The organism is Caulobacter sp. CCG-8 (genome assembly GCF_037402475.1).
In the GTDB taxonomy this organism is placed as follows: domain Bacteria; phylum Pseudomonadota; class Alphaproteobacteria; order Caulobacterales; family Caulobacteraceae; genus Caulobacter.
This window is the reverse complement of record NZ_JBBEUD010000039.1, coordinates 1-25,574: the sequence shown is the minus strand read 5'-3', so window position 1 is coordinate 25,574 and position 25,574 is coordinate 1. Positions and strand designations below refer to the sequence as shown.

Annotated in this window: 29 protein-coding genes and 2 pseudogenes; 16 read left to right on the top strand and 15 right to left on the bottom strand. The window is 68.5% G+C overall.

Annotated features, from left to right (window positions below):
* Both WAE60_RS23785 and WAE60_RS23780 read right to left on the bottom strand, forming a co-directional pair.
* Positions 1-465: pseudogene (locus WAE60_RS23785) on the bottom strand (SPOR domain-containing protein); the annotation flags it as partial.
* A gap of 113 nt (positions 466-578) precedes the next feature.
* Complete coding sequence (locus WAE60_RS23780; protein ID WP_029916554.1) at positions 579-1,760, bottom strand: deoxyguanosinetriphosphate triphosphohydrolase; 1,182 nt, start codon at positions 1,758-1,760, stop codon at positions 579-581.
* A gap of 78 nt (positions 1,761-1,838) precedes the next feature.
* Between WAE60_RS23780 and erpA the strand changes: the two genes are divergently transcribed.
* On the top strand, positions 1,839-2,171 hold the full coding sequence (erpA, locus tag WAE60_RS23775) for an iron-sulfur cluster insertion protein ErpA (RefSeq protein WP_029916556.1): 333 nt from the start codon (positions 1,839-1,841) through the stop codon (positions 2,169-2,171).
* Between the two features lie 86 nt (positions 2,172-2,257).
* Complete coding sequence (locus tag WAE60_RS23770; protein WP_337689160.1) at positions 2,258-2,680, top strand: hypothetical protein; 423 nt, start codon at positions 2,258-2,260, stop codon at positions 2,678-2,680.
* A gap of 4 nt (positions 2,681-2,684) precedes the next feature.
* Here the strand turns inward: WAE60_RS23770 and WAE60_RS23765 are convergent, their stop codons facing one another.
* A complete protein-coding gene (locus WAE60_RS23765; RefSeq protein ID WP_156035874.1) occupies positions 2,685-3,023 on the bottom strand; it encodes a hypothetical protein in 339 nt (112 codons plus the stop codon).
* Positions 3,024-3,058: 35 nt separating this feature from the next.
* On the opposite strand from WAE60_RS23765, the gene xth reads away from it, so the two are divergent.
* The 3 genes from xth to WAE60_RS23750 all read left to right on the top strand — a co-directional run bounded on the left by xth (position 3,059) and on the right by WAE60_RS23750 (position 5,145).
* Positions 3,059-3,847, top strand: coding sequence for an exodeoxyribonuclease III (gene xth, locus WAE60_RS23760; RefSeq protein ID WP_337689159.1), 789 nt, complete (start codon positions 3,059-3,061; stop codon positions 3,845-3,847).
* Positions 3,848-3,891: 44 nt separating this feature from the next.
* Positions 3,892-4,743 carry a hypothetical protein gene (locus WAE60_RS23755; protein ID WP_337689158.1) on the top strand — a complete coding sequence of 284 codons (852 nt, stop codon included), beginning with the start codon at positions 3,892-3,894 and terminating at the stop codon, positions 4,741-4,743.
* Positions 4,744-4,818: 75 nt separating this feature from the next.
* The gene (locus WAE60_RS23750; RefSeq protein WP_337689157.1) at positions 4,819-5,145 is read left to right on the top strand and encodes a hypothetical protein; all 327 of its coding nucleotides are present in this window, start codon (positions 4,819-4,821) and stop codon (positions 5,143-5,145) included.
* A 46-nt stretch (positions 5,146-5,191) separates the two neighbouring features.
* Here the strand turns inward: WAE60_RS23750 and ilvD are convergent, their stop codons facing one another.
* A complete protein-coding gene (gene ilvD, locus WAE60_RS23745) occupies positions 5,192-6,922 on the bottom strand; it encodes a dihydroxy-acid dehydratase (RefSeq protein WP_029916570.1) in 1,731 nt (576 codons plus the stop codon).
* 267 nt (positions 6,923-7,189) lie between these two features.
* Here ilvD and WAE60_RS23740 point away from each other — a divergent pair, with 267 nt between their 5' ends.
* Positions 7,190-8,773 (top strand): beta-xylosidase, encoded by a 1,584-nt coding sequence (locus WAE60_RS23740; protein WP_337689156.1) that lies wholly within the window; start codon positions 7,190-7,192, stop codon positions 8,771-8,773.
* A gap of 151 nt (positions 8,774-8,924) precedes the next feature.
* On the opposite strand, the gene WAE60_RS23735 is transcribed toward WAE60_RS23740, so the two are convergent.
* On the bottom strand, positions 8,925-9,845 hold the full coding sequence (locus tag WAE60_RS23735; protein ID WP_337689155.1) for a Gfo/Idh/MocA family oxidoreductase: 921 nt from the start codon (positions 9,843-9,845) through the stop codon (positions 8,925-8,927).
* Between the two features lie 115 nt (positions 9,846-9,960).
* Between WAE60_RS23735 and WAE60_RS23730 the strand changes: the two genes are divergently transcribed.
* The 5 genes and pseudogenes from WAE60_RS23730 to WAE60_RS23710 all read left to right on the top strand — a co-directional run bounded on the left by WAE60_RS23730 (position 9,961) and on the right by WAE60_RS23710 (position 14,519).
* Positions 9,961-10,986 carry an NADP-dependent oxidoreductase gene (locus tag WAE60_RS23730; RefSeq protein WP_337689154.1) on the top strand — a complete coding sequence of 342 codons (1,026 nt, stop codon included), beginning with the start codon at positions 9,961-9,963 and terminating at the stop codon, positions 10,984-10,986.
* 255 nt (positions 10,987-11,241) lie between these two features.
* A pseudogene (locus WAE60_RS23725) lies at positions 11,242-11,343 on the top strand (hypothetical protein); the annotation flags it as partial.
* 42 nt (positions 11,344-11,385) lie between these two features.
* The gene (gene clpS / locus WAE60_RS23720) at positions 11,386-11,715 is read left to right on the top strand and encodes an ATP-dependent Clp protease adapter ClpS (protein ID WP_007672483.1); all 330 of its coding nucleotides are present in this window, start codon (positions 11,386-11,388) and stop codon (positions 11,713-11,715) included.
* A 10-nt stretch (positions 11,716-11,725) separates the two neighbouring features.
* Entirely contained in the window at positions 11,726-14,047 is a 2,322-nt protein-coding gene (gene clpA / locus WAE60_RS23715) for an ATP-dependent Clp protease ATP-binding subunit ClpA (protein WP_337689153.1), read from the top strand.
* Positions 14,048-14,147: 100 nt separating this feature from the next.
* Positions 14,148-14,519, top strand: coding sequence for a hypothetical protein (locus tag WAE60_RS23710; protein ID WP_029916579.1), 372 nt, complete (start codon positions 14,148-14,150; stop codon positions 14,517-14,519).
* 9 nt (positions 14,520-14,528) lie between these two features.
* Here WAE60_RS23710 and WAE60_RS23705 read toward each other — a convergent pair whose 3' ends face one another.
* The 4 genes from WAE60_RS23705 to WAE60_RS23690 all read right to left on the bottom strand — a co-directional run bounded on the left by WAE60_RS23705 (position 14,529) and on the right by WAE60_RS23690 (position 16,150).
* Complete coding sequence (locus tag WAE60_RS23705; RefSeq protein WP_029916581.1) at positions 14,529-14,846, bottom strand: hypothetical protein; 318 nt, start codon at positions 14,844-14,846, stop codon at positions 14,529-14,531.
* Positions 14,833-15,144: a hypothetical protein gene (locus WAE60_RS23700; RefSeq protein WP_337689152.1), complete on the bottom strand. Its 312-nt coding sequence runs from the start codon at positions 15,142-15,144 to the stop codon at positions 14,833-14,835. Before WAE60_RS23700 ends, WAE60_RS23705 begins: the two co-directional genes overlap by 14 nt.
* Positions 15,145-15,211: 67 nt before the next feature.
* The gene (locus tag WAE60_RS23695) at positions 15,212-15,655 is read right to left on the bottom strand and encodes a BLUF domain-containing protein (protein WP_337689151.1); all 444 of its coding nucleotides are present in this window, start codon (positions 15,653-15,655) and stop codon (positions 15,212-15,214) included.
* 63 nt (positions 15,656-15,718) lie between these two features.
* Entirely contained in the window at positions 15,719-16,150 is a 432-nt protein-coding gene (locus WAE60_RS23690) for an HIT family protein (protein ID WP_029916587.1), read from the bottom strand.
* A 54-nt stretch (positions 16,151-16,204) separates the two neighbouring features.
* On the opposite strand from WAE60_RS23690, the gene WAE60_RS23685 reads away from it, so the two are divergent.
* Genes WAE60_RS23685 through WAE60_RS23675 form a run of 3 tightly spaced genes read left to right on the top strand, consistent with a single transcriptional unit; the run spans position 16,205 to position 18,389 of the window.
* A complete protein-coding gene (locus tag WAE60_RS23685) occupies positions 16,205-17,284 on the top strand; it encodes an alpha/beta fold hydrolase (protein ID WP_337689150.1) in 1,080 nt (359 codons plus the stop codon).
* Positions 17,281-17,853 carry a DUF4287 domain-containing protein gene (locus WAE60_RS23680; protein WP_337689149.1) on the top strand — a complete coding sequence of 191 codons (573 nt, stop codon included), beginning with the start codon at positions 17,281-17,283 and terminating at the stop codon, positions 17,851-17,853. Before WAE60_RS23685 ends, WAE60_RS23680 begins: the two co-directional genes overlap by 4 nt.
* Before the next feature lie 50 nt (positions 17,854-17,903).
* On the top strand, positions 17,904-18,389 hold the full coding sequence (locus tag WAE60_RS23675) for a pyridoxamine 5'-phosphate oxidase family protein (protein WP_337689148.1): 486 nt from the start codon (positions 17,904-17,906) through the stop codon (positions 18,387-18,389).
* Here the strand turns inward: WAE60_RS23675 and WAE60_RS23670 are convergent.
* The 4 genes from WAE60_RS23670 to phaP all read right to left on the bottom strand — a co-directional run bounded on the left by WAE60_RS23670 (position 18,386) and on the right by phaP (position 21,329).
* Positions 18,386-19,546, bottom strand: a complete 1,161-nt coding sequence (locus WAE60_RS23670) for a GNAT family N-acetyltransferase (protein ID WP_337689147.1) — start codon at positions 19,544-19,546, stop codon at positions 18,386-18,388. The genes WAE60_RS23675 and WAE60_RS23670 overlap by 4 nt on opposite strands.
* Positions 19,543-20,316: a glycerophosphodiester phosphodiesterase gene (locus WAE60_RS23665; protein ID WP_029916597.1), complete on the bottom strand. Its 774-nt coding sequence runs from the start codon at positions 20,314-20,316 to the stop codon at positions 19,543-19,545. The genes WAE60_RS23670 and WAE60_RS23665 overlap by 4 nt, the downstream gene beginning before the upstream one ends.
* Positions 20,316-20,774, bottom strand: a complete 459-nt coding sequence (locus WAE60_RS23660; RefSeq protein WP_029916599.1) for a RidA family protein — start codon at positions 20,772-20,774, stop codon at positions 20,316-20,318. Before WAE60_RS23660 ends, WAE60_RS23665 begins: the two co-directional genes overlap by 1 nt.
* 120 nt (positions 20,775-20,894) lie before the next feature.
* A complete protein-coding gene (gene phaP / locus WAE60_RS23655; RefSeq protein ID WP_029916608.1) occupies positions 20,895-21,329 on the bottom strand; it encodes a TIGR01841 family phasin in 435 nt (144 codons plus the stop codon).
* Between the two features lie 312 nt (positions 21,330-21,641).
* On the opposite strand from phaP, the gene WAE60_RS23650 reads away from it, so the two are divergent.
* Positions 21,642-22,952: a D-alanyl-D-alanine carboxypeptidase gene (locus WAE60_RS23650; RefSeq protein WP_337689146.1), complete on the top strand. Its 1,311-nt coding sequence runs from the start codon at positions 21,642-21,644 to the stop codon at positions 22,950-22,952.
* 187 nt (positions 22,953-23,139) lie between these two features.
* On the opposite strand, the gene WAE60_RS23645 is transcribed toward WAE60_RS23650, so the two are convergent.
* The gene (locus WAE60_RS23645; RefSeq protein ID WP_337689145.1) at positions 23,140-23,565 is read right to left on the bottom strand and encodes a DnaJ domain-containing protein; all 426 of its coding nucleotides are present in this window, start codon (positions 23,563-23,565) and stop codon (positions 23,140-23,142) included.
* Positions 23,566-23,597: 32 nt separating this feature from the next.
* A complete protein-coding gene (locus tag WAE60_RS23640) occupies positions 23,598-24,434 on the bottom strand; it encodes a division plane positioning ATPase MipZ (protein WP_337689144.1) in 837 nt (278 codons plus the stop codon).
* Between the two features lie 180 nt (positions 24,435-24,614).
* Between WAE60_RS23640 and panC the strand changes: the two genes are divergently transcribed.
* Positions 24,615-25,478 (top strand): pantoate--beta-alanine ligase, encoded by an 864-nt coding sequence (panC, locus tag WAE60_RS23635; RefSeq protein WP_337689143.1) that lies wholly within the window; start codon positions 24,615-24,617, stop codon positions 25,476-25,478.
* Positions 25,479-25,574: the final 96 nt, after the last annotated feature.

Genomic DNA, 25,574 nt, shown 5'->3' with positions numbered 1-25,574 from the left:
GGCGGGTCTGGCGGCCGGCTTCGCGGCGGGCGCGGCCGAGACCGGCGCGGCAGGAGCCGGCTTGGCCGGCTGCAGGGCGGCGCTCTGGACCGGCGCGCTGGGCGGCGGCGGGGTGGGACGGGCCATCGGCGCTTCCGGCTGGGCCGCGAAGGTCGGCGAGGCCTCGGGGGTCTCGTTCTTGTAGATTTGCAGGCCGGCGGCCGGGTCGGTCGGCTGGGCGGCGCCGGCCGGCGGGGCGGCCTTCACCTGGGCGACGGGCTCGCCCACGGTGCGCGGCGGCTCGTTGGGGCCGCGCACGCCGCCGCGATAGATCAGCATGACCGCGACCACCAGCGTCGCCAGCACCACGGCGCTGATGATCAGGGTCATGGGCAGGGGCCGCGAGCCGCGAACGGGTTGACGCGCATCGAACGAAAGCGGCGCATCGGTGGGCGGCGTATAGGCGCCGCGGTGGGGATCGGACATTCGCGTCGAGGCTCCAGACTTCCAGGCGCACGGATCGCTCACAGCGAATCGGACGCGCGCCGACCTAGTTTATCGAAGCCCGAGCCTACCCAGAACCGCCCGTGAACGTTGGTCTAGTTCCAGACGTCCAGCTGGAACAATTTCCGATGCTCCTCGATGGCGAAGCGGTCGGTCATGCCGGCGATGTAGTCGCAGACCACGCGGGCGCGGCCGGCCTCGTCGCGGTTCTGCGACCGGGCGAACCATTCCGACGGCAGGACGTCGGGCTCGGCCAAGAAGAGGTTGAACATCTCGGCCAGAATGCGGCGGGCCTGGCTGCGCGTCCTATTGACGCGCCAGTGGCGGTACATCCGGGTGTGCAGGAATTGGCGCAGCCGGGCCAGGTCCTCGGCCATGTCGACCGAGAAGGCGACCAGGGCGTGGTCCAGGGCGCGGACGTCCTCGGCCGACTGCACGCCGGTGGCCGCGGCCCGTTGCAGGGTCTCGCCCATCACGTCGTCGACCATGGCCCCGATCATCCGGCGCACGGCCTCCAGGCGGGTCAGGCGCAGGTCCAGGTCCGGGCGCTCGCTGCGCACGGCCGCCAGGATCGGGCCGATCAGCGGCACGTCCATCAGCTCGTCCAGGGTGAACAGCCCCGCCTCGACCCCGTCGTCGATGTCGTGGTTGTTGTAGGCGATGTCGTCGGCCAGGGCCGCGACCTGGGCCTCGGCCGAAGCCCAGGTGTTCAGGCCCAGCTTGTATTCGCTGTCGTACTTGGAGATCGCCTTCCAGGACGGCTTGCCCAGCTTCTCGGTCACCGGACCGTTGTGCTTGATGATCCCTTCCAGGGTCTCCCAGGTCAGGTTCAGGCCGTTGAAGTCCGGATAGCGGCGCTCCAGCTCGGTGACGACGCGGAACGTCTGCACGTTATGGTCGAAGCCGCCGAAGTTCTTCATGCAGGCCTGCAGCTCGTCCTCGCCGGCGTGGCCGAACGGCGGGTGGCCGATGTCGTGGCCCAGGGCGATGGTCTCGGCCAGGTCGCTGTCCAGCCCCAAGGCGGTCGCCAGCGAGCGCGCGACCTGCGCCACTTCCAGCGAATGGGTCAGGCGGGTGCGGAAGTTGTCGCCTTCGTGGGCGACGAACACCTGGGTCTTCTCCTTCAGGCGGCGGAAGGCCGAGGTGTGGATGATGCGGTCGCGGTCGCGGGCGAAAGGCGTGCGGGTGCGGCTCTCGTCCTCCTGGAAGCGCCGCCCCCGGGACTTGGCCGGATCCTCGGCATAGGGAGCGCGCTGAACGAAGAAGGGAGACGACATGGAAGGCCTTTGCTGATCGCCCTCTTTCCCTGGGGCGCGCAGGCCCTCATATAGGCGAAGTATGGATTTTCCACAGCCATGACCGACACAGCCGTAACGCTTTCTTCCAACGCCGCCCGCCGGCTCCACTCGATCTCGGAGGCCGAAGGCCATCCGGTGATGCTGCGCGTCGCCGTCGACGGCGGCGGCTGCTCGGGCTTCCAGTACCGGTTCGACCTGGTCGAGGCGGCCGAGCCCGACGACCTGAGGGTGGAACGCGACGGGGCCGCAGCCCTGGTCGACGTGATCTCCCTGGCCCTGCTGAAGGGCTCGGAGATCGACTTCGTCGACGAGCTGGCGGGGGCGGAGTTCCGGGTGCGCAACCCTAACGCCAAGTCCAGCTGCGGCTGCGGCGTCAGCTTCTCGATCTGAGAGAACTCAATCCAGGCGGTTGCGTCGCGCGACTTTCGGTCGTATAGGTTTAGAACAAATGGCGAACTGGCGGAGGTCAGAAAGCGATGGCCGCTCCGAAGAGTCCATTGGGTTCGACGCGCTCCGGAAGCAAGGCCAGCCCCATGACGCGCGAAGAGATCAGCGCCAGATTTGAAGCCGTGGAAGCGCGCGGCGAGACCCGGTTCGTCGAACTCGGCGGCAAACTCGACTACCTGACCGACATCCTGATCGGCGATCACGGGATTTTCGCACAGATGAAATCCCTGAAGGCCGACAGTCTCGCGCAAGCCAACGCGTTGAAGGCCGAAATGAATTCGCTGAGGGCCGAGAGCCGGGCCGACAATCGGGCGACGCGCTGGACCATCGCCATCACCCTGATCGCATCCATCATGGCGGCGTCCGCTCTGATCCTGAGCGTCCAGACCAATCTTCTGTCGGCTTTCCAGGCCGGCCAGACCGCCGCCTCTTCGGCGCACGCTCCGCGCTAGCGCCTTACCCCGGCACCAGCTGCAGCACCGTCAGCGCCGCCGCGCCCCAGGCCACCGGCGCGGCCATGGCGGCCCAGGCGATGGGCTCGCGGCCGCGCCGCCACTGGATCCAGGCCAGCAGCGGGGCCAGCAGGCAGACCACCCAGAACCCCGCGCAGAGCACGAAACCCAACCAGGCTACCGGATTGTACAGCGAGCCCGGGGCGTCGAAGACCAGCGGCGTGAAGATCGCGGCGATCCCGCCCGGCACGGCCATCAGGCCACAGGTCAGCGTCGCCAGGACCAGCAGCCAGCGCCGGTTCCGTCGTGAAATCTGGAACCCCGACTTGAGCGCGTTCCCCATGCGCCCTAGCCTCCCGCCGCCGACTGGAGCCGTCAATGCGCATCGCCACCTGGAACGTCAATTCCGTCAACGCCCGCCTGGAAAACGTCCTGGCCTGGTTCGAATCGGTCGCGCCCGACGTGGCCGTGCTTCAGGAGATCAAATGCCTGGACGAGAAGTTCCCGACCGAGGCCTTCGAGCGCCTGGGCTACAACGTCGCCGTCCACGGCCAGAAGACCTACAACGGCGTGGCCATGCTCTCGAAGCACCCGATGGAGGACGTGCGCAAGGGCCTGCCCTTCCTGCATGACGACGAGGTCGACGAGCAGTCGCGCTACATCGAGGCGGTGATCGGCGCGCCCACGCCCTTCCGGATGGTCGGCATCTACCTGCCCAACGGCAATCCGATCGGCACCGAGAAGTTCGCCTACAAGCTGGCCTGGATGAAGCGGCTGCACGCCCACGCCCAGGGCCTGCTCAAGCTGGAGGAGCCGCTGGTCATCGCCGGCGACTACAACGTCATCCCCGAGGCCGAGGACGTGGCCAATCCCGAGGCCTGGCTGGGCGACGCCCTGTTCCAGCCCGAGAGCCGGGGCGCCTTCCGGGCCCTGAAGAACCTGGGCTTCACCGACGCCTACATGCAGGCCGACGGCGCGCCGGGCGGCTACACCTTTTGGGACTATCAGGCCGGCGCCTGGCCCCGGAACCTGGGCATCCGCATCGACCACCTGCTGCTGTCGCCCCAGGCGGCCGACAAGCTGGCCGGCGTCGTCATCCACCGCGACGAGCGCGACAAGGAAAAGCCGTCGGATCACGTTCCCGTGGTCGCCGAGCTGGCCCTTTGAAACATCAACTGTTCGGAAACCCGGACTCTCGCTAGCCTGATCCCATGAGCGAACTCTGGCGTCTTTTGCTGCTCGTGACCCTGTCGGCGTCCGCGGTGACCTTCGTGGGCAGCGCCGCCATCTGGTTCATGGACGAGGAGCGCCGGATCCGCCGCGCCCTGCGCCACGTGCTCAAGGGCGCGCCCGAGACCGTGATCGTCGCCAAGGGCCGCGGCCGGGGCGCGGGCTTCAACTTCACCACCAACCAGGCCGCCGTGGCGTGGGACAGCGGCGCCTGGTGCCTGATCTACCGCATCGACGAGCTGATGGGGGCCGAGCTGTCGGTGGACGGCCAGGTGATCGGCCGCGTCTTCCGGGGCGAGCCGCGCCGGGCCATCGACCAGATCGTCCAGCAAGCCGCCCAGGTGACCCTGAAGCTGATCTTCGACGATCCGCGCCACCCCGACTTCGAGCTGGACCTGTGGCTGGAGGGCGACCAGCAGCGCCGCGAGAGCCGCTCGCCGGCCGACGCCATCCAGGAGGCCAACCGCTGGCTGCTGCGCGCCGACGCCATCGTCCGCCGCCCCCTGGCCCCGAAGGCCAAGGCCGCCCAGGCTCCGGAGACGTCCGAGCCGGCCATCAAGACCCGCCCGCCGGCCGTCGAGCCCGAGCCAGCGCCCAAGCCCTATACGCCGGCTCTCGAGGCGGTCGCCGCCGCCGCGCCGGCGCGTCCGGCGGCCACGGCCCCGCTGTTCGACGAGATCGACACCACCGCCGACCCCACGGAAGCTCCGTGGGACGATGATCTGGACGACGATCCGCCGCCGATCCCGGAAAAGGCCTACAAGCCGGTCTCCAAGGCCGCGCGTCCGCCCAGGGGCGACCAGGACGAGCTGCCGTTCGACCTGGACGACTGATCCCGTTTGACTCCTCGCGCGTTTGACCGCCCAAATGCCTTGTCAGCTTGCCAGTTGGCCTTTGGGGAGTCCTTGATGCGTCTGGTTCTCGCTTCCGCCCTCGCCCTCTGCTGCGCCGCGCCCGCCCTGGCCGAGACGCGGCCACTGGCCCTCACGCCCGCCGACACCGATCGCGACGGCGTGGTCAGCACCCAGGAGGCCGCCGCCTGGCTGGACCGGGATCGCGGCGTGATCGTGCCGGTCCGGCTGAGCGCCTCGGCCCGCGCCGCCGCGGCGGTGGAGCAGCGCCGGACGATGTTCGACCAGGGCCTGCTGCGCCCCAACGACTTCCGCGCCCCGGCCCCCGAGGACCGCCCGCCGGAAGACCTGTTCTACAAGGACTTCAAGAAGATCAAGAAATAGGGGCCGAAAGGAAAAGGGGCCGGGCGATCCGCCCGGCCCCTTTCTTTCAGATGTCCGCGTAGACGTGGGTCTCTTTCGCCGCGCCCGGATGGGTGGTGGCCCCCAGATAGGCCGGCCCCACCAGCTGGGCGAACTTCCAGATCGCGCCGCTGTTGTAGTCGTGGCCGCGCGGCTTCCAGGCGGCCTTGCGGCGCGCCAGTTCCTCGGCCTCGACCTCCAGATCGATCGTCCCCTTGGTGGCGTCGATGCTGATGATGTCGCCGTCCTGGACCAGGGCGATCGGACCGCCCACGGCGGCTTCCGGTCCCACGTGGCCGATGCACAGGCCGCGCGTGGCGCCCGAGAAGCGGCCGTCGGTGATCAGGGCGATGTTCTCCACGCCCTGGCCGTAGATGGCGGCCGTGGTCGACAGCATCTCGCGCATGCCCGGCCCGCCCTTGGGACCTTCGTAGCGGATGACCAGGACGTCGCCTTCCTTGTAGTCGCGGTTCGACACCGCCTCGAAGCAGGCCGCCTCGCCGTCGAACACCCGGGCCGGGCCGCGGTGCACCTGGTGCTTGAGGCCGGCCACCTTGACGATGCCGCCCTCGGGAGCCAGCGAGCCCCACAGGCCCACCACGCCGCCGGTCGGCGACAGCGGGTTGCTGGCCGGACGGATCACGTCCTGGTCGTCGCGCCAGACCACGTCGGCCAGGTTCTCGGCCAGGGTCTTGCCGGTCACCGTCATGACGTCGCCGTGCAGCAGGCCGGCGTCCAGCAGGGTGCGCAGCAGCATCGGCACGCCGCCGGCCTCGCCCATGTCCTTGGCCACGTAGCGGCCGCCGGGCTTGAGGTCGGCGACATAGGGCGTGCGGGCGGCGATCTCGGCCACGTCCTTCAGGGTGAACTCGATGCCGCACTCGTGGGCCATGGCCGGAAGGTGCAGGGCGCCGTTGGTCGAACCGCCGGTGGCGGCGACGACGACGGCGGCGTTCTCGAACGCCTTGCGGGTGCAGATGTCGCGCGGGCGGATGTTCTGCTCGATCAGCCGCATCACCGCCTCGCCCGAGGCCACGGCGTACTGGTCGCGGTCCAGATACGGGGCCGGCAGGGCCGAGGACAGCGGCAGGGCCAGGCCGATGGCTTCCGACACGCAAGCCATGGTGTTGGCGGTGAACTGGCCGCCGCAGGCGCCGTCCGACGGACAGGCGTGCTTCTCCAGCTCGCACAGGGTCTTCTCGTCCATGGTGCCGGCCGCGTGGGCGCCGACGCCCTCGAACACGTCCATCACGGTGATGTCCTTGCCCTGGAAGCGGCCGGGCAGGATCGAGCCGCCGTACAGGAACACGCTGGGCACGTTGAGGCGCAGCATGGCCATCATCATGCCCGGCAGGCTTTTGTCGCAGCCGGCCACGCCGACCAGGGCGTCATAGCCGTGGCCGCGCATGGTCAGCTCGACGGAGTCGGCGATCACGTCGCGGCTGACCAGGGACGAGCGCATGCCCTCGTGGCCCATGGCGATGCCGTCGGTGACGGTGATGGTGCAGAACTCGCGCGGGGTGCCGCCGGCCGCCTTGACGCCCTTGGCCACGGCGTTGGCCTGGCGCATCAGGGCGGTGTTGCACGGCGCGGCCTCGTTCCAGCACGAGGCCACCCCTACGAACGGCTGGGCGATCTCGCGCGTGCCAAGACCCATGGCGTAGTAATACGAGCGGTGCGGCGCGCGGGCCGGCCCTTCGGTTACATGCCGGCTCGGGAGTTGCGACTTGTCCCAGGTGCCGTCGGGTTTCTTGGTCATGATGGTACGCCTTCCAAAGAGTGCGCCGTGGTTAGCTCAGCTGACGGCGCGACGGAAGAGTTCGACGCCGAGTTTTTGCCGGAAACCGGCCGCCCCGCGCTCGTTTCATTGCGAACGGTTCGCGTAAGCCCGGTCGCCGCGCATGAACAGACCCCTCCCCGCCCTTTTGCCGTTGGGCTGTACGACGCGGCGGGAATAATGGTACCGCTCCCAACAACACCGCCCCGACGACGAGGGCGGGCCACCGCCAGGAAGGGACCGACCGCCATGACGACGACCGCCACCAGGATCGGCCTGCGCGCCGCGATCGCCGCCTCGGCCCTGGCCGTGCTGCTGGCGGGTTCCGCCACGGCTCAGGAGAAGCCGGCCGTCCGCCATATCGCCATCGACGCCCAGGCGCCGACCACGCCGCGCGACCGGTTCTACGACCTGTCGGTCGGCTCGGACTATCCCGGCACCCTGCTGCGCGAAGACAGCCTGGCCCAGCTGAAGACGGCCCGCGACGAGCTGGGTTTCCGCTATGTCCGCTTCCACGGCATCTTCCACGACGTGCTGGGGACCTATCGCGTGGTCGACGGCCAGCCGGTCTACGACTGGACCAAGATCGACCAGCTGTACGACCGTCTGCTGGGCATGGGGATCAAGCCCTTCGTCGAGCTGGGCTTCACGCCCCTGGCCATGAAGTCGTCCGACAACCAGATCTTCTGGTGGAAGGGCAACACCTCCCACCCCGATCCCAAGCAGTGGGCCGGCCTGGTCGACGCGTTCGTGCGCCACATCCAGCAGCGCTACGGCCAGGCCGAGGTGCGGTCCTGGTATTTCGAGGTCTGGAACGAGCCCAATCTCGACGGCTTCTGGGAGAAGGCCGACCAGAAGGCCTATTTCGAGCTCTATGACCTGACCGCCCACACCATCAAGGCGATCGATCCGGCGCTGCGGGTCGGCGGCCCCTCGACGGCCGGCGCGGCCTGGACGCCGGAGTTCCTGAGCCACGTCCAGGCCTCGGGCGCGCCGGTCGACTTCATCACCACCCACACCTACGGCGTGGACGGCGGCTTCCTGGACGAGAACGGCAAGAGCGACACCAAGCTGTCACCCTCGCAGGACGCCATCGTCGGCGACATCCGCCGGGTGCGCCGCGAGATCGAGGCCTCGTTCAAGCCCGGCCTGCCGCTGTACTTCACCGAGTGGAGCACCAGCTACACGCCGCGCGACCCGGTGCACGACTCCTATGTCAGCGCGCCCTACATCCTCTCCAAGCTCAAGGGCAGCGAGGGCCAGCTGCAGGGCATGAGCTACTGGACCTACAGCGACCTGTTCGAAGAACCCGGCCCGCCCACCGCACCGTTCGAGGGCGGCTTCGGCCTGATGAACCCGCAGGGCATCCGCAAGCCGGCCTGGTTCGCCTACAAGTACCTGAACCAGCTGGGCGACAAGGCCGTGAAGGTCGCCGACGCCCAGACCTGGGCCACCGCCGACGCCGGCGGCGTCCAGGCCCTGGTCTGGGATTTCCGCCAGCCGGTCCAGACGGTCAGCAATCGCCCCTACTACACCAAGGTCCAGCCCACCGTGGATGTCGAGCCGGTCAGCCTGGACCTCAAGGGCCTCAAGCCCGGCCGCTACGACGTCCAGATCTTCCGCACCGGCTTCAAGACCAACGACGCCTACACCGCCTATCTGGAGCTGGGCTCGCCCAAGACGCTGACCGAGCAGCAGGTGCGCGACCTGAACGCCCTGACGACGGACAAGCCCGAGACGCGAGCACTGACGATCGGCAAGACGGGCGCGGCCAGCGTGGCGGTGACGATGCGGGCCAACGACGTGGTGCTGGTGAAGGTGGCGCCGAGGTAGTGCGGCGCTTCTCAAAAGGTTGTCATCCCGGAAGCCTCGCAGAGGCTGTCCGGGACCCAGGGGACTGGGCAGATGCTTTGCGGTTCACCTGGGTCCCGGACAAGCGCTCCGCGCTTTCCGGGATGACAACGATGGGGGGTGTTGGATACCCCTAGCCTCCCGCCGCCTGCTCCACGGCCAGGCCCAGGTCCAGCGCCCGGGCCGCCTCCTCGCCGGTGACCACCGGACGCGGCGCTTCCCCGCGCACGGCCTTCAGGAAGCCGGCCACGCTCTGGCCCAGCGGATCCTTGCCGGCCGGGGTGTCGTTGAAGTTCTCGATCAGCGGGAACGGGGTGGTGTTGCGGAAGGTGCGGGCCAGGAAGTCGATCTCGACCTCGCCGGAGGGGTAGACCACCTTCATCGTCCGCTCGCGGGCCTCGGCCACGCGCGAGCTGTCGAACACGGCGGTGAAGCCGTTGTCGAAGGTGGCCTCGGCCTTGACCCAATCGAGCGAGGTGGAGCGGGTGATCGCCCCCTCGCCTTCCACCGCCACCGGCTCGCCGTCGCAGAGGGCCAGGGCCAGGTCGATGTCGTGGATCATCAGGTCCAGCACCACCGAGACGTCGAGGTTGCGGTCCGAGGGCGTGCCCCGGCGCACGGCTTCCAGGCGCAGCGGCTGCTCGGGAATGTCCAGCAGACCCATGGCCTGGAACACCACGCGCTCCTGGTGACCGCAGGCCAGCGGCACGCCGGCCTTGGCGGCGGCGGCGACCAGGGCGTCGGCGTCGTCCGGCGTCACGGCCAGGGGTTTTTCGGAATAGACCGGCTTGCCGGCCTTCAGCGCCGCCAGGCCCGCCTTGGCGTGATGCACGGCGGGGGTGGCGACGGTGACCACGTCGACCGCGGCCAGGAAGGCGGCCTGGTCGTCGAAGGCCTGGGCCCCCAAGGGCTCGGCCAGGGCCTTGGCCCGTTCCAGGTCTATGTCGAACACCGCGACCAGCTCGACGCCGTCCAGCTCCACATACTTCTTGGCGTGGTAGCCGCCGAACACCCCGGCGCCGACGACGCCCGCTTTCAGAACATCCTGGGTCATGGCCGCTGTCTATCGTGTTCGCTTTCCTGCGGGAAGCACTGGAGCCTCGGCGAAGACCGGTCTAAACGTTCGTTTAAACAACGCACCCCGATGAGCGGGGTTGGGAGGCAAGGCCATGGTCACGTCGCGCGAAATCCGTCTGAAGAGCCGCCCCGTCGGCGTCCCGGCCCACGAGAACTTCGAACTGGCCAGCGTCGAGGTCGGCGCGCCGGGCGATGGCGAGATCCAGGTCAAGAACCTGTGGATGTCGGTCGACCCGTACATGCGCGGCCGCATGACCGACCGGAAGAGCTACGTGCCGCCGTTCGAGCTGGGCAAGGCGCTGCAGGGCGGCGCGATCGGCGAGGTCACCGCCTCGAACGACCCGGACTACAAGGTGGGCGACATCGTCTCGACGATGTTCGGCTGGCGCGAGGTCTTCAACGTCTCGCCCAAGGCCCTGGCCGCCGGCGGCATGGGCGCGGTGACCAAGATCGACACCCACGGCCTGCCGCCCCAGACCTTCCTGGGCGTGGCCGGCATGCCGGGCCTGACCGCCTATGTCGGCCTGCTGCGCATCGCGGCGCTGAAGGAGGGCGACGTGGTGTTCGTCTCGGCCGCCGCCGGCGCGGTGGGCTCGGTGGTCTGCCAGATCGCCAAGCTGAAGGGCCACACCGTGATCGGCTCGGCCGGCGGACCGGAGAAGGTGGCCTTCCTCAAGAGCATCGGCGTCGACCACGTGATCGACTACAAGGCCACGCCCGACGTGGTGGCCGAGCTGGAGAAGGTCGCGCCCAAGGGCATTGACGTCTATTTCGAGAACGTCGGCGGCGTGCACCTGGAAGCCGCCCTCAACTCGGCCCGCACCTTCGCCCGCTTCGCCGTGTGCGGGATGATCTCGCAGTACAACGAGACCGGAAAGCCGACCGGCCCGTGGAACGTCGCCCAGATCGTCGGCAAGAGCCTGCGGCTGGAAGGCTTCATCGTCTCCAACCACTACGACCTGGCGCCGCAGTTCATCGCCGACATGTCCGGCTGGATTTCGTCGGGCAAGATCAAGTGGAACGAGACGGTCGAGCAAGGCGTCGAGCGCGCGCCGGACGCCTTCATCAAGCTGTTCACCGGCGAGAACCTGGGGAAGATGCTGGTGAAGCTGGGGTAGCGTCAAAGCGGGGCGTGGGATCACACCCACTTGCCCCCACCTGACGGCTTCGCCGTCTGTCCGCCCCCATAGGGGGCGGAGTCTTCGCGCCGGAGCGCTCTTCCCCCTTTGGGGGAAGACGACCGCGAAGCGGTCCGTAGGGGGCAAGTGTTCGCCGCCACAACCTCGACTGAGTCGCCCTTCCCGCCCCTTGCGCCGCGCCAAAACGCCCCCCATCTGCGCACCTCGCCGGTGACGCCCCCAAGCCCGTGTCGCCGCTATCCCAAGCGAGAAGCCACTTTGAGCGGCGCCCCTGTGTTAAAGCGGCGCAGCCACGCGGCAGCCTCTTCCAATGCTGCCGCGTTTCCATATCTAATCCATGTAAGGCGGGTGGTTCGGCCCGCCGGGAGAGAGCGGTCAATGGCCGAGCGAAAGCAAGGCGGACAAAACAACGGCGCGGGCTCTTCGGTCATCACGGAAGTGAAGCCGAAGACACAAAAGCCTTCGCTTTATCGCGTACTGATCTTGAACGACGACTACACTCCGATGGAGTTCGTCGTTTACGTACTTGAACGTTTCTTCAACAAGTCGCGCGAAGATGCGACCCGGATCATGCTGCACGTTCATCAGCATGGCGTCGGCGTTTGCGGCGTTTTCACCTACGAAGTTGCCGAGACCAAGGTCGCGCAAGTGATCGACTCGGCGCGCAGGCATCAGCACCCCCTGCAGTGCACCATGGAAAAGGATTGAGGAGCCCCCCTTGCCCTCTTTTTCGCGCCCACTTGAAGAATCCCTGCATCGCGCCGTCGCTTACGCCAATCAGCGCAAGCACGAATACGCCACGCTTGAACACCTGCTGCTGTCGCTGACCGACGATGACGACGCGGCCGGCGTCATGCGCGCCTGCGACGTGGACCTCAACGCTCTCAAGAAGAGCCTCGTGAACTATCTCGACGTCGAACTGGCCTCGCTGGTCGTCGACGACGAGGACGACGCCAAGCCCACGGCGGGCTTCCAGCGCGTGATCCAGCGCGCGGTGATCCACGTCCAGTCCTCGGGTCGCGAGGAAGTGACCGGCGCCAACGTGCTGGTCGCCATCTTCTCCGAACGCGAGAGCCACGCCGCCTACTTCCTGCAAGAGCAGGACATGACCCGCTACGACGCGGTCAACTTCATCGCCCACGGCATCGCCAAGAAGGCGGGTGCGTCCGAGCCGAAGACGGCCAAGGGCGCGGCGGTCGAGGAAGACGTCGAGAAGCCCAACGCCAAGACCGGCGGCGAGGCGCTCGAGGCCTACTGCGTCGACCTCAACGAGAAGGCCCGCCAGGGCAAGGTCGACCCGCTGATCGGCCGCGCGAACGAAGTGGAACGCGCGATCCAGATCCTGTGCCGTCGCACCAAGAACAACCCGCTGCTGGTGGGCGAGCCCGGCGTCGGCAAGACCGCCATCGCCGAAGGCCTGGCCCGCAAGATCATCACCCACCAGGTCCCCGAAGTCCTGGCGGAAGCCACCATCTACTCGCTCGACATGGGCGCGCTGCTGGCCGGCACCCGCTATCGCGGCGACTTCGAGGAACGCGTCAAGCAGGTGGTCAAGGAACTGGAGAACCACCCGAACGCGGTGCTGTTCATCGACGAGATCCACACGGTGATCGGCGCCGGCGCCACCTCGGGCGGGGCCATGGATGCCTCCAACCTCCTGAAGCCGGCCCTGGCCTCGGGCACCCTGCGGTGCATGGGCTCGACCACCTACAAGGAGTTCCGTCAGCACTTCGAGAAGGATCGGGCCCTGGTCCGTCGCTTCCAGAAGATCGACGTCAACGAGCCGACGGTGGAAGACACCATCAAGATCCTCAAGGGGCTGAAGAGCTACTACGAGGACTTCCACAAGCTGAAGTACACCAACGACGCCCTGAAGGTCGCCGTCGAGCTGTCGGCCAAGTACATCACCGACCGCAAGCTGCCCGACAAGGCGATCGACGTGATCGACGAGGCGGGCGCGGGCCAGATGCTGCTGCCGGAAGGCCGCCGCAAGAAGGTGCTGGGCGTCAAGGAGATCGAGGCCGTCGTGGCCAAGATCGCCCGGATCCCGCCGAAGTCGGTTTCGAAGTCCGACACCGAGTCCCTGCGCGAGCTGGAAGCGGACCTGAAGCGCGCCGTGTTCGGCCAGGACGAGGCGCTGACCCAGCTGTCCTCGGCCATGAAGCTGGCCCGGGCCGGTCTGCGCGACCCGGACAAGCCGATCGGCAGCTACCTGTTCAGCGGCCCGACCGGCGTCGGCAAGACCGAAGCCGCCAAGCAGCTGGCCTCGACCCTCGGGATCGAGATGATCCGGTTCGACATGTCGGAATACATGGAGCGCCACACCGTCAGCCGCCTGATCGGGGCTCCTCCCGGCTATGTCGGCTACGATCAGGGCGGCCAGCTGACCGACGCCGTCGACCAGCACCCGCACGCCGTGGTGCTGCTGGACGAGATCGAGAAGGCGCACGCGGACGTCTACAACATCCTGCTCCAGGTCATGGACCACGGGGTGCTGACCGACAGCAACGGCAAGAAGGTCGACTTCAGGAACGTCATCCTGATCATGACCACCAACGCCGGCGCTTCGGACGCCCAGCGCCAGTCGATCGGCTTCGGCCGCGACAAGGTGCAGGGCGAGGAAGAGGCTGCCCTCAAGCGCCTGTTCACGCCGGAGTTCCGCAACCGCCTCGACGCGGTGGTGGCCTTCAAGCCGCTGACGCCGGAGATCATCCGTCAGGTCGTGCAGAAGTTCGTGCTGCAGATGGAAGTCCAGCTGGCCGACCGGAACGTCACGATCTCGCTCAGCGACGACGCGGCCGACTGGCTGGCCAAGAACGGCTTCGACGAGCTCTACGGCGCCCGCCCCCTGGCGCGGGTCATCCAGGAGCACATCAAGAAGCCGCTGGCCGACGACATCCTGTTCGGACGCCTGGTCCGCGGCGGCCACGTCAAGGTGGTGCTTGAGAACGGCAAGATCGCCTTCGAGATCGAGCCCAATCCGGAAAAGCCCGGCAAGGCGGCCAAGGAAGACGAGGCCGAACCGGCCCTCACCGAGTAGGACAGCGAGAGGCCCGGAGCGATCCGGGCCTCTTTGCTATCGGACCATCGGTCGCGGAAAACGATTGGATAAAACGAGAACACGCGATTAGGTTGATCGCATGACCGTCGCCTTCGACACCCTCGGCGCCACGAGACGCCTCCGCGACGCGGGGCTGGAAGAGCGCGCGGCCGAGGCGATCGTCGAACTGGTGCAGTCGACCGCGCAGTTCCCGGACATCAGCGGGCTGGCGACCAAGGCCGACACGGCGACGAAAGCTGACCTCGCCAATATGGCTACAAAGGCCGACCTCACCGAACTCGCCCATGCGACCAAGATGGACATCCAGGCGCTCAAGGCGGACCTGGCCATCACCAAGACCCAGATCCTCGTCGAACTGAACGACAAGCTTCGGTCCCAGAGCCTGACCTTCCTAGGCGGCGTGACCGCGATCGTCGGCCTGGCCACGGCCATCATCAAGCTGGGGCACTAAAGCTCGACCTCAGCCGGCCTTGTCGCCCTGCCCGCGCATCGCCTTCACCTCGCCCCAGATGCGGACCAGGAACTCCACCGTCGCGGCGGTGCCGAAGAACGACAGCCCGTAGGCCACGCCGTGGGCGATGTCGGCCAGCACCCGGGCCAGGGAAGCCTCGCTGCCCGTCAGGACCATGTCGCGATACTGGAGCAGGTTCATCGCGCCCGCCAGCAGGTCGCCGCACAGGTGCAGCACGCCGGCGGCGATGATCAGCCGGGTGATCGGGTGCAGCCGCCCCAGCAGCACGCCGATGCGCTCGGCCGGCGCGGGATCATCTAGGGCCATGGGCTCCCCCTTCGAACGGGACGGCGTTGCGCGCCCGAAGGCGCCGATGGATGCGGGACAGCCCCTCGACCAGGACGGCCGTTCCGAGCATTTCCAGGGTTCCCGCGCTGATCTTGATCTGCCAGGCCATCGAGGGCCCCAGGGCCCGGAGCCAGGTCATCGCCGACAAGGCCGGACCGTCGGCCGACGACGCCCACTCGAGAGCGGATCGCGCGACCCACGTCCACAGGATCAGGTCCGCCGACAGGCTCAAGCCCGCGGCCAGGACGATCAGCCATGTCACCGGATGAAGACGCACGCGATTCCCCCGCGAGCATCTAAGGCGCGGCCAAGCTTGACTGCAAGCCGGGCTTGCGAGCCCAGGCCTATCGCAGGTGGCGACCGCCCAGACTGGTCAGGATCCGCAGCGCCCACGCCCCGTCCAACGTCTCAGGCCTGAACTCGGAAAGACCGGCCGTCGCCAGCAGCATCCGATCGGCCGCGACGATCTGGTGATGGGCCATGTTCCAGTCGCGGAACATCCGGCGATCCGCCGGTCCCTGGGCGATGACGACCAGATCGGTGTGACGATCGTCCCGACGGATGCGCTCGAACGTCGCCTCGACTTCGGCGACGGGCCCTTCCAGCATCTGCAGGAAGCGCCCTTCGCCGATCACCAGGAAACCGGTGATGGCGCTCATGCGGTTCTGGTGAATGGACGTGCGCAGGATCGTCCGCACGTCGTCGGAGAAGCCGGCGCCGACGCTCAGCGATCGGCTGGCATAGATCAGACGCGCCAGGCCTTTCGGCGCATCGTCGAACTCCAACATGGACTGACCGTCCCCAAGCTACCGCTACCACCGCTCAATGCACAGCTTGGCTAAAGGTTCAGCTTAGAGCGCCGCCTTGATCTTCTCGGCCAGGGCCTTCAGGTCCTCGACATCCGCCATGCCCTCGCCATGCCGGCCCAGGGCCTCGCCCTCGTAGCGGGGGATCACGTGGAAGTGCAGATGGAAGATCGTCTGGCCGGCCGGGGCGCCGTTGAACTGGGTCACCACCACGCCGTCCGGCTTCAGGGCCGTGGTCACCGCCTGGGTCACCTTCTGCACCGCGCCGATCAGCCGGCCCAGGGTCTTGGCCTCGGCTTCCAGCAGGTTGCGGGCCTGGCTGGTCTTGGAGATCACCAGCACGTGGCCGCGCGACTGCGGGAAAACGTCCATGAACGCCAGGACCTGGTCGTCCTCGTACACCTTCACGGCCGGGATCTCGCCGCGGATGATCTTGGCGAAGATGTTGTCGGCGTCGTAGCTTCCGTGAAGGCTCATGATCGTCTCCAGCATGATCGGAACCGTACCTAGCAAACCGGGAGGGGCGCGCAAATGACCACGAGCCCGACCCGGCGGGACATGCTGGCGGCCGGAGCGGCCCTGGCCGCCGCCGGCCCGGCCCAGGCCGCGCCCGAAGGCCTCCGTCGCGAAGAGCTTTTCGTCACCGCCGACGACGGCGTCCGGCTGCATGTGCGCGAGGTCCGGCCCGCCGCCCCGCGCGGCGCGCCGCTGATCCTGGTGCACGGCGCCCGCGCGGCGGGCGCGGCCTCGTTCGACCTGCCCGTCGAGGGCGGCTCGCTGGCCGGCGACCTGGCCGGGCGCCTGAACCGCCGGGTCTACGTGATGGACGCGCGAGGCTATGGCGGCTCGCAGCGCCCCGCCGCCATGGACGGACCGCCGGAGGAGAGCCGTCCCCTGTCGCGCGCCTTCGAGGTGGTCCGCGATCTCGACGCCGTCCGCAAGCTGGCGGCCCAACGCGCAGAGAACCGCCAGGTCGGGCTGGTCGGTTGGGCCACGGGCGGGATGTGGGCCGGCTTCTACGCGTCGCTGCGCCCCGAGGCCGTGTCCGGCCTGGCGACGATCAACGCGCTCTACGGCGGCTCGGACGTCCACGCCATGCTGGGTCCGGGCTCGGCCTTCGCCCAGCCCGGCCAGCCCCGCCGCTTCGATCCGGCGACCGGCGGCTACGCCCTCTATCCGGCCGCGTCGCTGATCGGGGTCTGGGAGCGCAACATCCCGACCGACGACAAGGACGCCTGGCGCGATCCCGCTGTCGCCAAAGCCCTGGCGCCGGCCGTCCTGGCCGGCGATCCCGACAGCGGCCGGCACGACCCGCCCAAGTTCCGCGCGCCGCTCGGGGCGCTGGAGGACAGCTTCCACCAGGCCTGTGGGCGGCGGCTGTACGACGCCGGCTCGATCACCGCGCCGACCCTTCTGGTGCGCGCGGAGCACGACTTCTGGAGCCGCCAGGCCGATCTCGACGCCTTCGCGGCCGACGCGTCCCGCACGCCGTCGGTCAGGACCGTGACCCTGGCCGGCGCCACCCACTTCGTCCACCTGGACCGCCCCGCCCGCGGCCGCGACCGGCTGCTGGCTGAACTGGTCGATCACTTCGGAGCCCTCCGCACATGACCGAGCACCTGACCGAACGGCAGAAGAAGTGGTTCGCCTCGGTGCGCGAGGGCATCGAGCGCAACACCGGCAAGACCCTGGCCGAGTGGGTGGCCGTCGCCAGGACCTGCCCCGAGACCAAGCCCCGCGCCCGCCAGGTCTGGCTGAAGGAGCACCACGGCCTGGGCGTGAACCACGCCGCCTTCATTCTGGCCGAGGCCTTCCCGTCGGCCGATCCCAGCTGGGACGATCCCGCCGCCCTGCGCGCGGCGCTGTGGGCCGATCCCGCCGCGCTGGCGATCCTCCAGGCGCTGGAGGCGGCCGTCGCCGACCTGCCGGACCTGGTCACCGGCCAGCGCAAGGCGTTCACCGCCTGGTCCCGCGCGTTCCAGTTCGCCGCCGCCAAGCCGGTCAAGGGCGGCAAGGCGGTGCTGGGCCTGGCGGTCGCGCCCGACGCCTCCCCTCGCCTGCTGCCCCCGAAGAACGAGGGCTGGTCCGAGCGCCTGAAGGCCAAGCTGCCCCTCGCCTCGCCGGCCGAGGTGGACGACGAGGTCCGCGCCCTATTGAAGGCGGCCTGGGAAGCCTCCTGACCGGAACATCGGGCGATCCGCGCCGTTCAGTGGCGAACGGAGGAATGTCCATGTCCAAGGAAGCCGATCTCGCCGCCAAGTTCTGGAAGGCGCTGAAGTCCGATCGCACCGTCATGCTGGGCCTGCCCGGCTTCGACAACGGCCGGGGCCAGCCGATGACCGCCCTGTTCGAGGGCGACCACAGCGGTCCGCTGTGGATTTTCACCTCGGCCGACAACGACCTGCTGGTCGCCACAGGCCAGGGCCATGAGGCGCAGATCCATTTCGCCTCGAAAGGCCACGACCTGTTCGCCACCGTGGACGGCCACCTGAAGGTCGACACCGACCACACGACGGTCGAGCGCCTTTGGAATCCGTTCGTCGCCGCCTGGTTCGAAGGCAAGGACGATCCCAAGCTGCGGCTGCTGCGCTTCGATCCCGGCCACGCCCAGATCTGGCTCAACGAGCACAGCCTGCTGGCCGGCGTCCGGATGATGCTCGGCAGCGATCCCAAGAAGGACTACCAGGACAAGGTCGGCGAGGTCGAACTGACCTAGCTCTCCTGGCGGAACGGCGAGAACTCGTCGGTCAGCATGGCGATCTCGGCGTCCACCGCCTCGCGTTCGCGCTCCAGATAGCGGGCGACGGGCTCGCGCAGGGCGGGATCGGCGATCCAGTGGGCCGAATAGACCGGGCTGGGCAGGTAGCCGCGCGCGATCTTGTGCTGCCCCTGAGCGCCCGCCTCGACCCTTGGCAGGCCCAGGCGGATGCCGTGCTCGATGGCCTGATAGTAGCAGAGCTCGAAATGCAGGAACGGCACGTCCTCGGTGCAGCCCCAGTGGCGGCCGTACAGGCAATCGCCGCCGATCAGGTTCAGGGCCCCGGCGATCCACGGACCGCCCGGCCGGCGGGCCAGGATCAGCAGCACCTTGTCGGCCATCCGCTCGCCCAGCAGCGAATAGAACGCCCGGTTCAGATAGGGCCGCCCCCACTTGCGGCCGCCAGTGTCCATGTAGAAGCCGAAGAAGGCGTCCCAGTGGTCCTCGGTCAGCTGGTCGCCGGTCAGGGCCACGATCTCCAGACCGGCCTGGGCGTCGCGGCGCTCGCGGCGGATGGTCTTGCGGCGGTTGGACGACAGGGCCGCCAGGAAGTCGTCGAAGCTGGCGTAGCCGTGGTTGAACCAGTGGTACTGCTGGTCCTGGCGGCGCAGCATGCCCCGCTCGCCCATCCAGCCCCACTCGTCGGCCGTCGGGAAGGTCACGTGCAGCGATGAGGCCTTCAGCCGGTCGCACAGGGTCAGGGCCCCGCCCAGCAGGGCCGAGCGACCGTCGTCGACATCGATGTCCGGGCGCACGATCAGCCGCGGCCCGGTGACCGGCGAGAACGGCGCCGAGCACTGGAGCTTGGGATAGTAGCGTCCGCCGGCCCGCTCGTAGGCGTCGGCCCAGCTGTGGTCGAAGACGTATTCGCCCTGGCTGTGGGACTTCTGGTACAGCGGCATCACCGCCGCCACGCCACCCGCCTCGTCCTGGACCGACAGGTGATGCGGCGCCCAGCCGGTGCGCTCGACCGCGCAGCCGCTCTCTTCCAGGGCGTCCAGGAAATCGTAACTGACGAACGGATCGCCGTGCGGGGCCGCGCAGGCGTCCCAGGCGTCGCGGCCGATCTCGGCGATGCGCCGATGGACGCGCACCTCCGCCTTGACGGCTGTCACGCGGCGAAGCCCTCGAAGATCAGGTTGTCGCAATGGTCGCGGACGCTTTCCCACTGCTCGGCCGAACGCACCGTCCAGGCGATGACCGGCATGCCCTTGGCGCGATAGACGTCGGCCCGGGCGCTGGGCAGCATGTCCAGCCCCAGGGCCAGGAAATCCGGCCGGGCGATCTCGACATGCTCCAGCGCCGCCAGCGACTTGCGGATCTCGGGCGACAGGCGGCGGGCGTTCTCGTCGTCCCAGTTGTAGCTGTCCAGGCCGCGCAGGATCTGCGGCTGGTGTTCGGCGAACCAGGCGTGGGAATAGGGATTGAAGCCGATCACGGCGGTCGGGCCGTTGTGGTCCAGCAGGATTTCGCTGACCTGCTTCTCCAACTCGCCCACCTCGCCGAAGGGAGTCTTCAGCTCGATATAGACCATGGCCCGGTGGCCGATCAGGGTCAGGGCGTCGGCCAGGGTCGGGATGGTCTCGTCCGTGCCCGACAGGGTCAATTGCTGGAGATCGGCGGCCGTATGGTCGCGCAGTTTGCCTTCAACGCCCGTCAGGCGCTCCAGGTGGTCATCGTGGAAGACCACCACGTGGTTGTCGGCCGTCAGCTGGACATCCAACTCGATCGCATAACCGCCGGCGCAGGCGGCCTGGAAGGCGGCCAGGGAGTTCTCGGGCGCGCCGCCCGGCGACCACAGGCCCCGGTGGGCGACCGCGGGCTCGAACAGACGCTCCCACGCCTCGCCGAACACCTCGGTTCCGGGGCGAGGCCGCGCGCGCATCAGGCCACCTCGACCACGGCGTCGACCTCGACCGAGAAGCCCAGCGGCAGCTTGTAGACGCCCACCGCCGAACGGGCGTGGCGGCCGGCGTCGCCGAACACCTCGACCATCAGGTCCGAGCAGCCGTTGATGACCTTGGGGATGTCGGTGAAGTCCTGGCTGACCTGGACGAAGCCGCCCAGCTTGACCACCCGCTTGACGCAGTCCAGGTCGCCGACGGCGGCCTTCATCTGGGCCAGCAGGTTGATTCCGCAGAGGCGCGCGCCCTGCTGGGCGGTCTCCAGGTCGATGTCGGTCCCGACCGTGCCCTTGAGGCCGCCGTTGGCGTCGATCGAGACCTGGCCCGAGATGTGGACCAGGTTCCCCGTCGCGACGAAGGGCACATAGTTGGCGACCGGGGCCACCGGTTGCGGCAGCACGATCCCAAGTTCCGCCAGACGCTGTTCGACCTTCGACATCACACACTCCAATGACTTGGACGCATGCTTAGCGCGGCGGGATGACAGGACAAGAAAAAAGGCCTGAACCGTTGCCGGCTCAGGCCTTCAATCCGTTGGCCCGGTGAGGAGCCTGTCGCCTTAGCGGGCGGCTTGCAGCTTTTCGACCGTGGCCGAGACGCGCTCGTTCAGCGGCTTGACCGAGTCCTTGATCGAGGCCGAGACGATCTCCGAGGCCTTGCTGACCTGGGCGATGTAGGCTTCCAGAGCCGACTTAGCCCAGGCGGTCTGCAGCTCGACGGCTTCCTGCACGCTCTTGGCGGCGGCCAGCGACTTGGCGGCGGCGACCTGGTCTTCGGCGGCCTTCTTCGAATAGGCGAAGGTCTGGGCCCCCAGGGCTTCGGCGCCCTTGGTGGCGGCGGTCACCGAGGCGACCAGCGCTTCCAGGTTCTTCTTGGAGTGGGTATTGGCTTCGGCCAGAGCGGCCAGCGACTTCTCGACGCCGTCCTTGAACGCTTGGTTCGAGGCGGTGCTGAATTGCTCGACGGTGTTCTTCAGGGTTTCGGCGGCGGCCATGGGGGAGGCTCCTGGCGAGTTGCGGGGCATGGCGACGGACAAGGGGACCGAACCATGCGTTGGGACAACGACGGTGTCTCATGTTGCAGTGCAGCAGTCAAGAATTTTGTGCAGCGCACCATAACCTAGCGGAAACGCCTGTTCGGCTGGTCAAAGTCAGACCGAAGCTTCGCCGCAACGCCTTGAAATAATCCAGCTCTGCGGCGAAATCGCTCACCAGTTGTTTACCTTAGAGAAAGGCGACGGCGCGCATGCTAAGGTCACGCGTGTGGCGGTGCGGAACCGCTCAGTTCAAATGACGGACGCATTCCCATGTTCGCCAAGCTTACTTCCGTCCGCTCCGCTCTCGCCGCCCTGGGTATCGTCGGCGCCATGGTCTGCGGCCTGATCGTGCCGAGCCAGGCCTCCGCCCAGATCCCGTATCTGCAGATGAACGCCGCGGAACCGAAGTACGCCGCGATCGTCATCGACGCCAATTCCGGCGAGATGCTCTACGACAAACGGGCCGACAGCCCGCGCTATCCGGCGTCGGTCACCAAGATCATGACGCTGTACCTCACCTTCGAGGCGCTCAGCGAAGGCCGCCTGAAGCTGACCGACCGCGTGCCGATCACCTCCCACGCCGCCGCCCAGGCGCCCACCAAGCTGGGCCTGCCGGTCGGCGACAGCGTCAGCGTCGATGAAGCCATCCGCGCCATGACCGTGAAGTCGGCCAACGACATCGCCGTGGCCATGGCCGAGAAGCTGGGCGGCAGCGAGTCGCGGTTCGCGGCCCTGATGACCCTGCGCGGTCAGGAACTGGGCATGCGCAACAGCCGCTTCGTCAACGCCTCGGGCCTGCCCGACAGCCGCCAGATCTCGACCGCCCGCGACCTGGCCATCCTGTCGCGCGCCACCATGCGCGACTTCCCGCAGTACTATTCCTACTTCAGCATCAAGGGCTTCGAGTTCCGCGGCCGCTACATCGCCGGCCACAACCGCCTGCTGACCAACATGCCCGGCTTCGACGGCCTGAAGACCGGCTACACCAATGCTTCCGGTTACAACCTCGCCGGCTCGGCCGTGCGCGACGGCCGCCGCCTGATCGCCGTGGTCCTGGGCGGGTCGTCCACCGCCTGGCGCGACAACAACATGGAAGACCTGCTGACCACCGGCTTCGACGTGCTCAAGCGCCGCTCGCACGGCGAGCGCACGACCATCGCCGCCAACCTCTACGAAGACGAGCCCACCGGCCCGATCATGCGTCCCTCGACCGAGGAAGGCGACGGCGACCAGGCCGGCCTGAAGATCGTGCTGACCGACAACCCCAAGCCTCCGCCGCTGATCAAGGTGTCGCCCACCATGAACGCCGCGAAGGGCAAGCCCGCGCCGGCGAAGAAGGCCAAGGGCGAATGGGGCGTGCAGGTCGGGGCGTTCAAGTCCAAGAGCCTGGCCAACGAACAGATCGCCCTGGTCCGCTCGCGCTTCGCCAAGTTCGTGGCCGACGCCGAGGGCGCGGTCGAAGGCGCGGCCGGCGGTACGTTCCGGGCCCAGTTCCAGGGCCTGACGGCCGACGCCGCCCGCGGCGCCTGCCGGGCGATCACCGCCAAGCGCCAGCCCTGCATGGTCCTGTCGCCGAGCTAAATTCGCGCAGGAAACCCGTCTAGGCGAACCACTCAAATCGTTGTCATCCCGGAAGCCTCGCAGAGGCTGTCCGGGACCCAGGGGACTGGGCTGAGGTCTTGCGGTTCACCTGGGTCCCGGACAAGCGCTGCGCGCTTTCCGGGATGACAACCATTAGGGCAGCGCCCGATGGAGCCGTGACAGCGCGCTACTTCCCGTCCAGCAACCGGTCCCGCGCGGCGTTGAGCTGCGCGGCCAGGCCCGCCGTGCCGCCCTTGTCGGGATGGGCCATGCGGATCAGGCGCGCATAGGCCGCCTGGATTTCTGCCTTCGTGGCCTCGGGCCCGACGCCGAGGATCGCCCGCGCCTCGGTGAGGCTGGGGCCGCCCTCCTCCCGCCTGGCCTTCTGGACCGTCGGCCGCTGGCGCGCGGTCGTGGCGCTCCAGGCGCCGATCACCACCAGCACGATGCAGACCGGCCATTCGCTGCGCACGCCGGCATAGGCCCCGCCGGCGAAGGCCAGCAGCGCCGTGATCCCGGCGCCGATCCGCCAGCCGTCGCCCTTCAGGGCGCGCGTGGCGCGTCCCGACAGGACGAACAACAGGATCGCGCCGCCCAGCAGCAGATAGAACATGAAGCGTCAGTCCCCGACGCCGCTCGTCACGTTTATTGAGCGGCGAGCAGAGTTTCCCCGGAATAGGCCGAAAGGCCAAGGGAATGCATCAGGGCCCGCAGCTCCTGGCGCGCGGCCAGGTGCTGCAGCGACACGGGCACCGGGCGCACCTGGGGCGAGAGGTCGGCGATGGTCAGGCCGAACGGGAACAGCTCGCGATAGATCACGCGGTCGCGCAGGCCGGGACCCATGCGGAAGCCGACGCGCTTGGACAGGGCCGTCAGGCGGTCCTCGACGCGCTTGCGGTTGCGGGCCTCGGTGGTGGCCAGGCGGTTGCGCAGCACCACCCAGTCCAGGGCCTGGCGCTGGCCCGACAGGGCGCGGGCCTTGCGGGCTTCCCAGACGGTCAGCGAGTACAGGCTGGGCTTCTGCAGCTCCATGGTCACCGGGTCGACGTGGCCCAGCATGTCGAAGTCGACGAAGCTGTCGTTCATCGGCGTGACGATCAGGTCGGCCAGGCCGTGGGCCATGCGCGAAATCTGGGTGTCGCCGCCGGGGGTGTCGATCAGCACGAAGTCGGCGGCCTCGCGCGCGGCCAGGAAGGCGGCCTCGAACTTGGCCACCTGCTCGGCCTCCGGCGCGGCGGCCAGGGCGACGTCGTCCTCGCTGAGCCGGAACTGCAGCGGCACGGGCAGGGTCACGTTGTTGCCGGCCACCCAGGCGTCGCGGTTCTCGAAGAACCGCATCGAGGTGCATTGGCGCAGGTCGAGGTCCAGCAGCGCCACCTTGGCGCCGCCGTACAGCAGCGCCGTGGCCAGGTGGACGGCGATGGTGGACTTGCCCGCCCCGCCCTTCTCGTTGCCGACGACGATGACACGCGTTTCGGCCATGCTTCTTTCCTTCTTTTCGCCCGACTCGGCGACTCTCAATGAAAGATTAACACGCAGGAGACGCCCTGAGAGGTCGCGACGTCAATCCATGGGGCCCTTCCCTGTGGACCCATTGTCGCAGGTGGACGCCCGCATCGGGGTCCGTCATAAGCCAACGCCTGTTCGTCACAGGAGTTCGCGGTGACCGCCCCCTCCCCGAAGATCGTCCGCACCGTCGCCGAGCTGCGCGCCCAGGTCGCCGCCTGGAAGGCGGTCGGCGAGCGCGTGGCGCTGGTCCCGACCATGGGGGCGCTGCACGAGGGTCACCTGTCGCTGATCCAGCTGGGCCAGACGATGGCCCGGCGCACCGTGGCCAGCGTCTTCGTCAATCCCAAGCAGTTCGCCCCGCACGAGGACTTCGACTCCTATCCGCGCGGGGAGGCCCGCGACGCCGAGCTGCTGGCCGGGGTCGACTGCGACCTGATGTTCGCCCCGAACGTCGACGAGATGTACGCCCCGGGCTTCTCGACCACGGTCAACCTGACCGGCGTCTCCGAGCCGCTGGAGGGCGCGGCGCGGCCGCAGTTCTTCGGCGGGGTGGCCACGGTGGTCACCAAGCTGCTGCTGCAATCCCAGGCCGACGTCGCGATCTTCGGCGAGAAGGACTACCAGCAGCTCCAGGTCATCAAGCGCGTGGTCAGGGACCTGGACATCCCGGTCGAGATCGTCGGCGCGCCCACCGCCCGGGCCGAGGACGGCCTGGCCCGCTCCTCGCGCAACGCCTATCTCAGCCCCGAGGAACGCGCCGCCGCCGTGGCCCTGCCCAACGCCATGAAGGCCGCCGCCAAGGCCGTGGCCGAAGGCGGCCGGATCGACGAGGCCGAGGACGCCGCAAGGGCCGCGATCCTGGCCGCCGGCTTCCGCCAGGTGGACTATGTCGACATCCGCGAGGCCGGCGACCTGTCGCGCCTGGGCCCGGGTCCGATCGGCGACGCGGCGGGCCGCATCCTGGTGGCGGCCTGGCTCGGCAAGACCCGGCTGATCGACAACATGGCGGTGGGCTAACAAGCGCATCGGCATGACCTCTCGTCCTCACGCGGAACGCCGCTGAGCTGGTGGGGAGGCGCGGAGCGGGCCGGGCTTCGCCCGGAGACCGTGAGG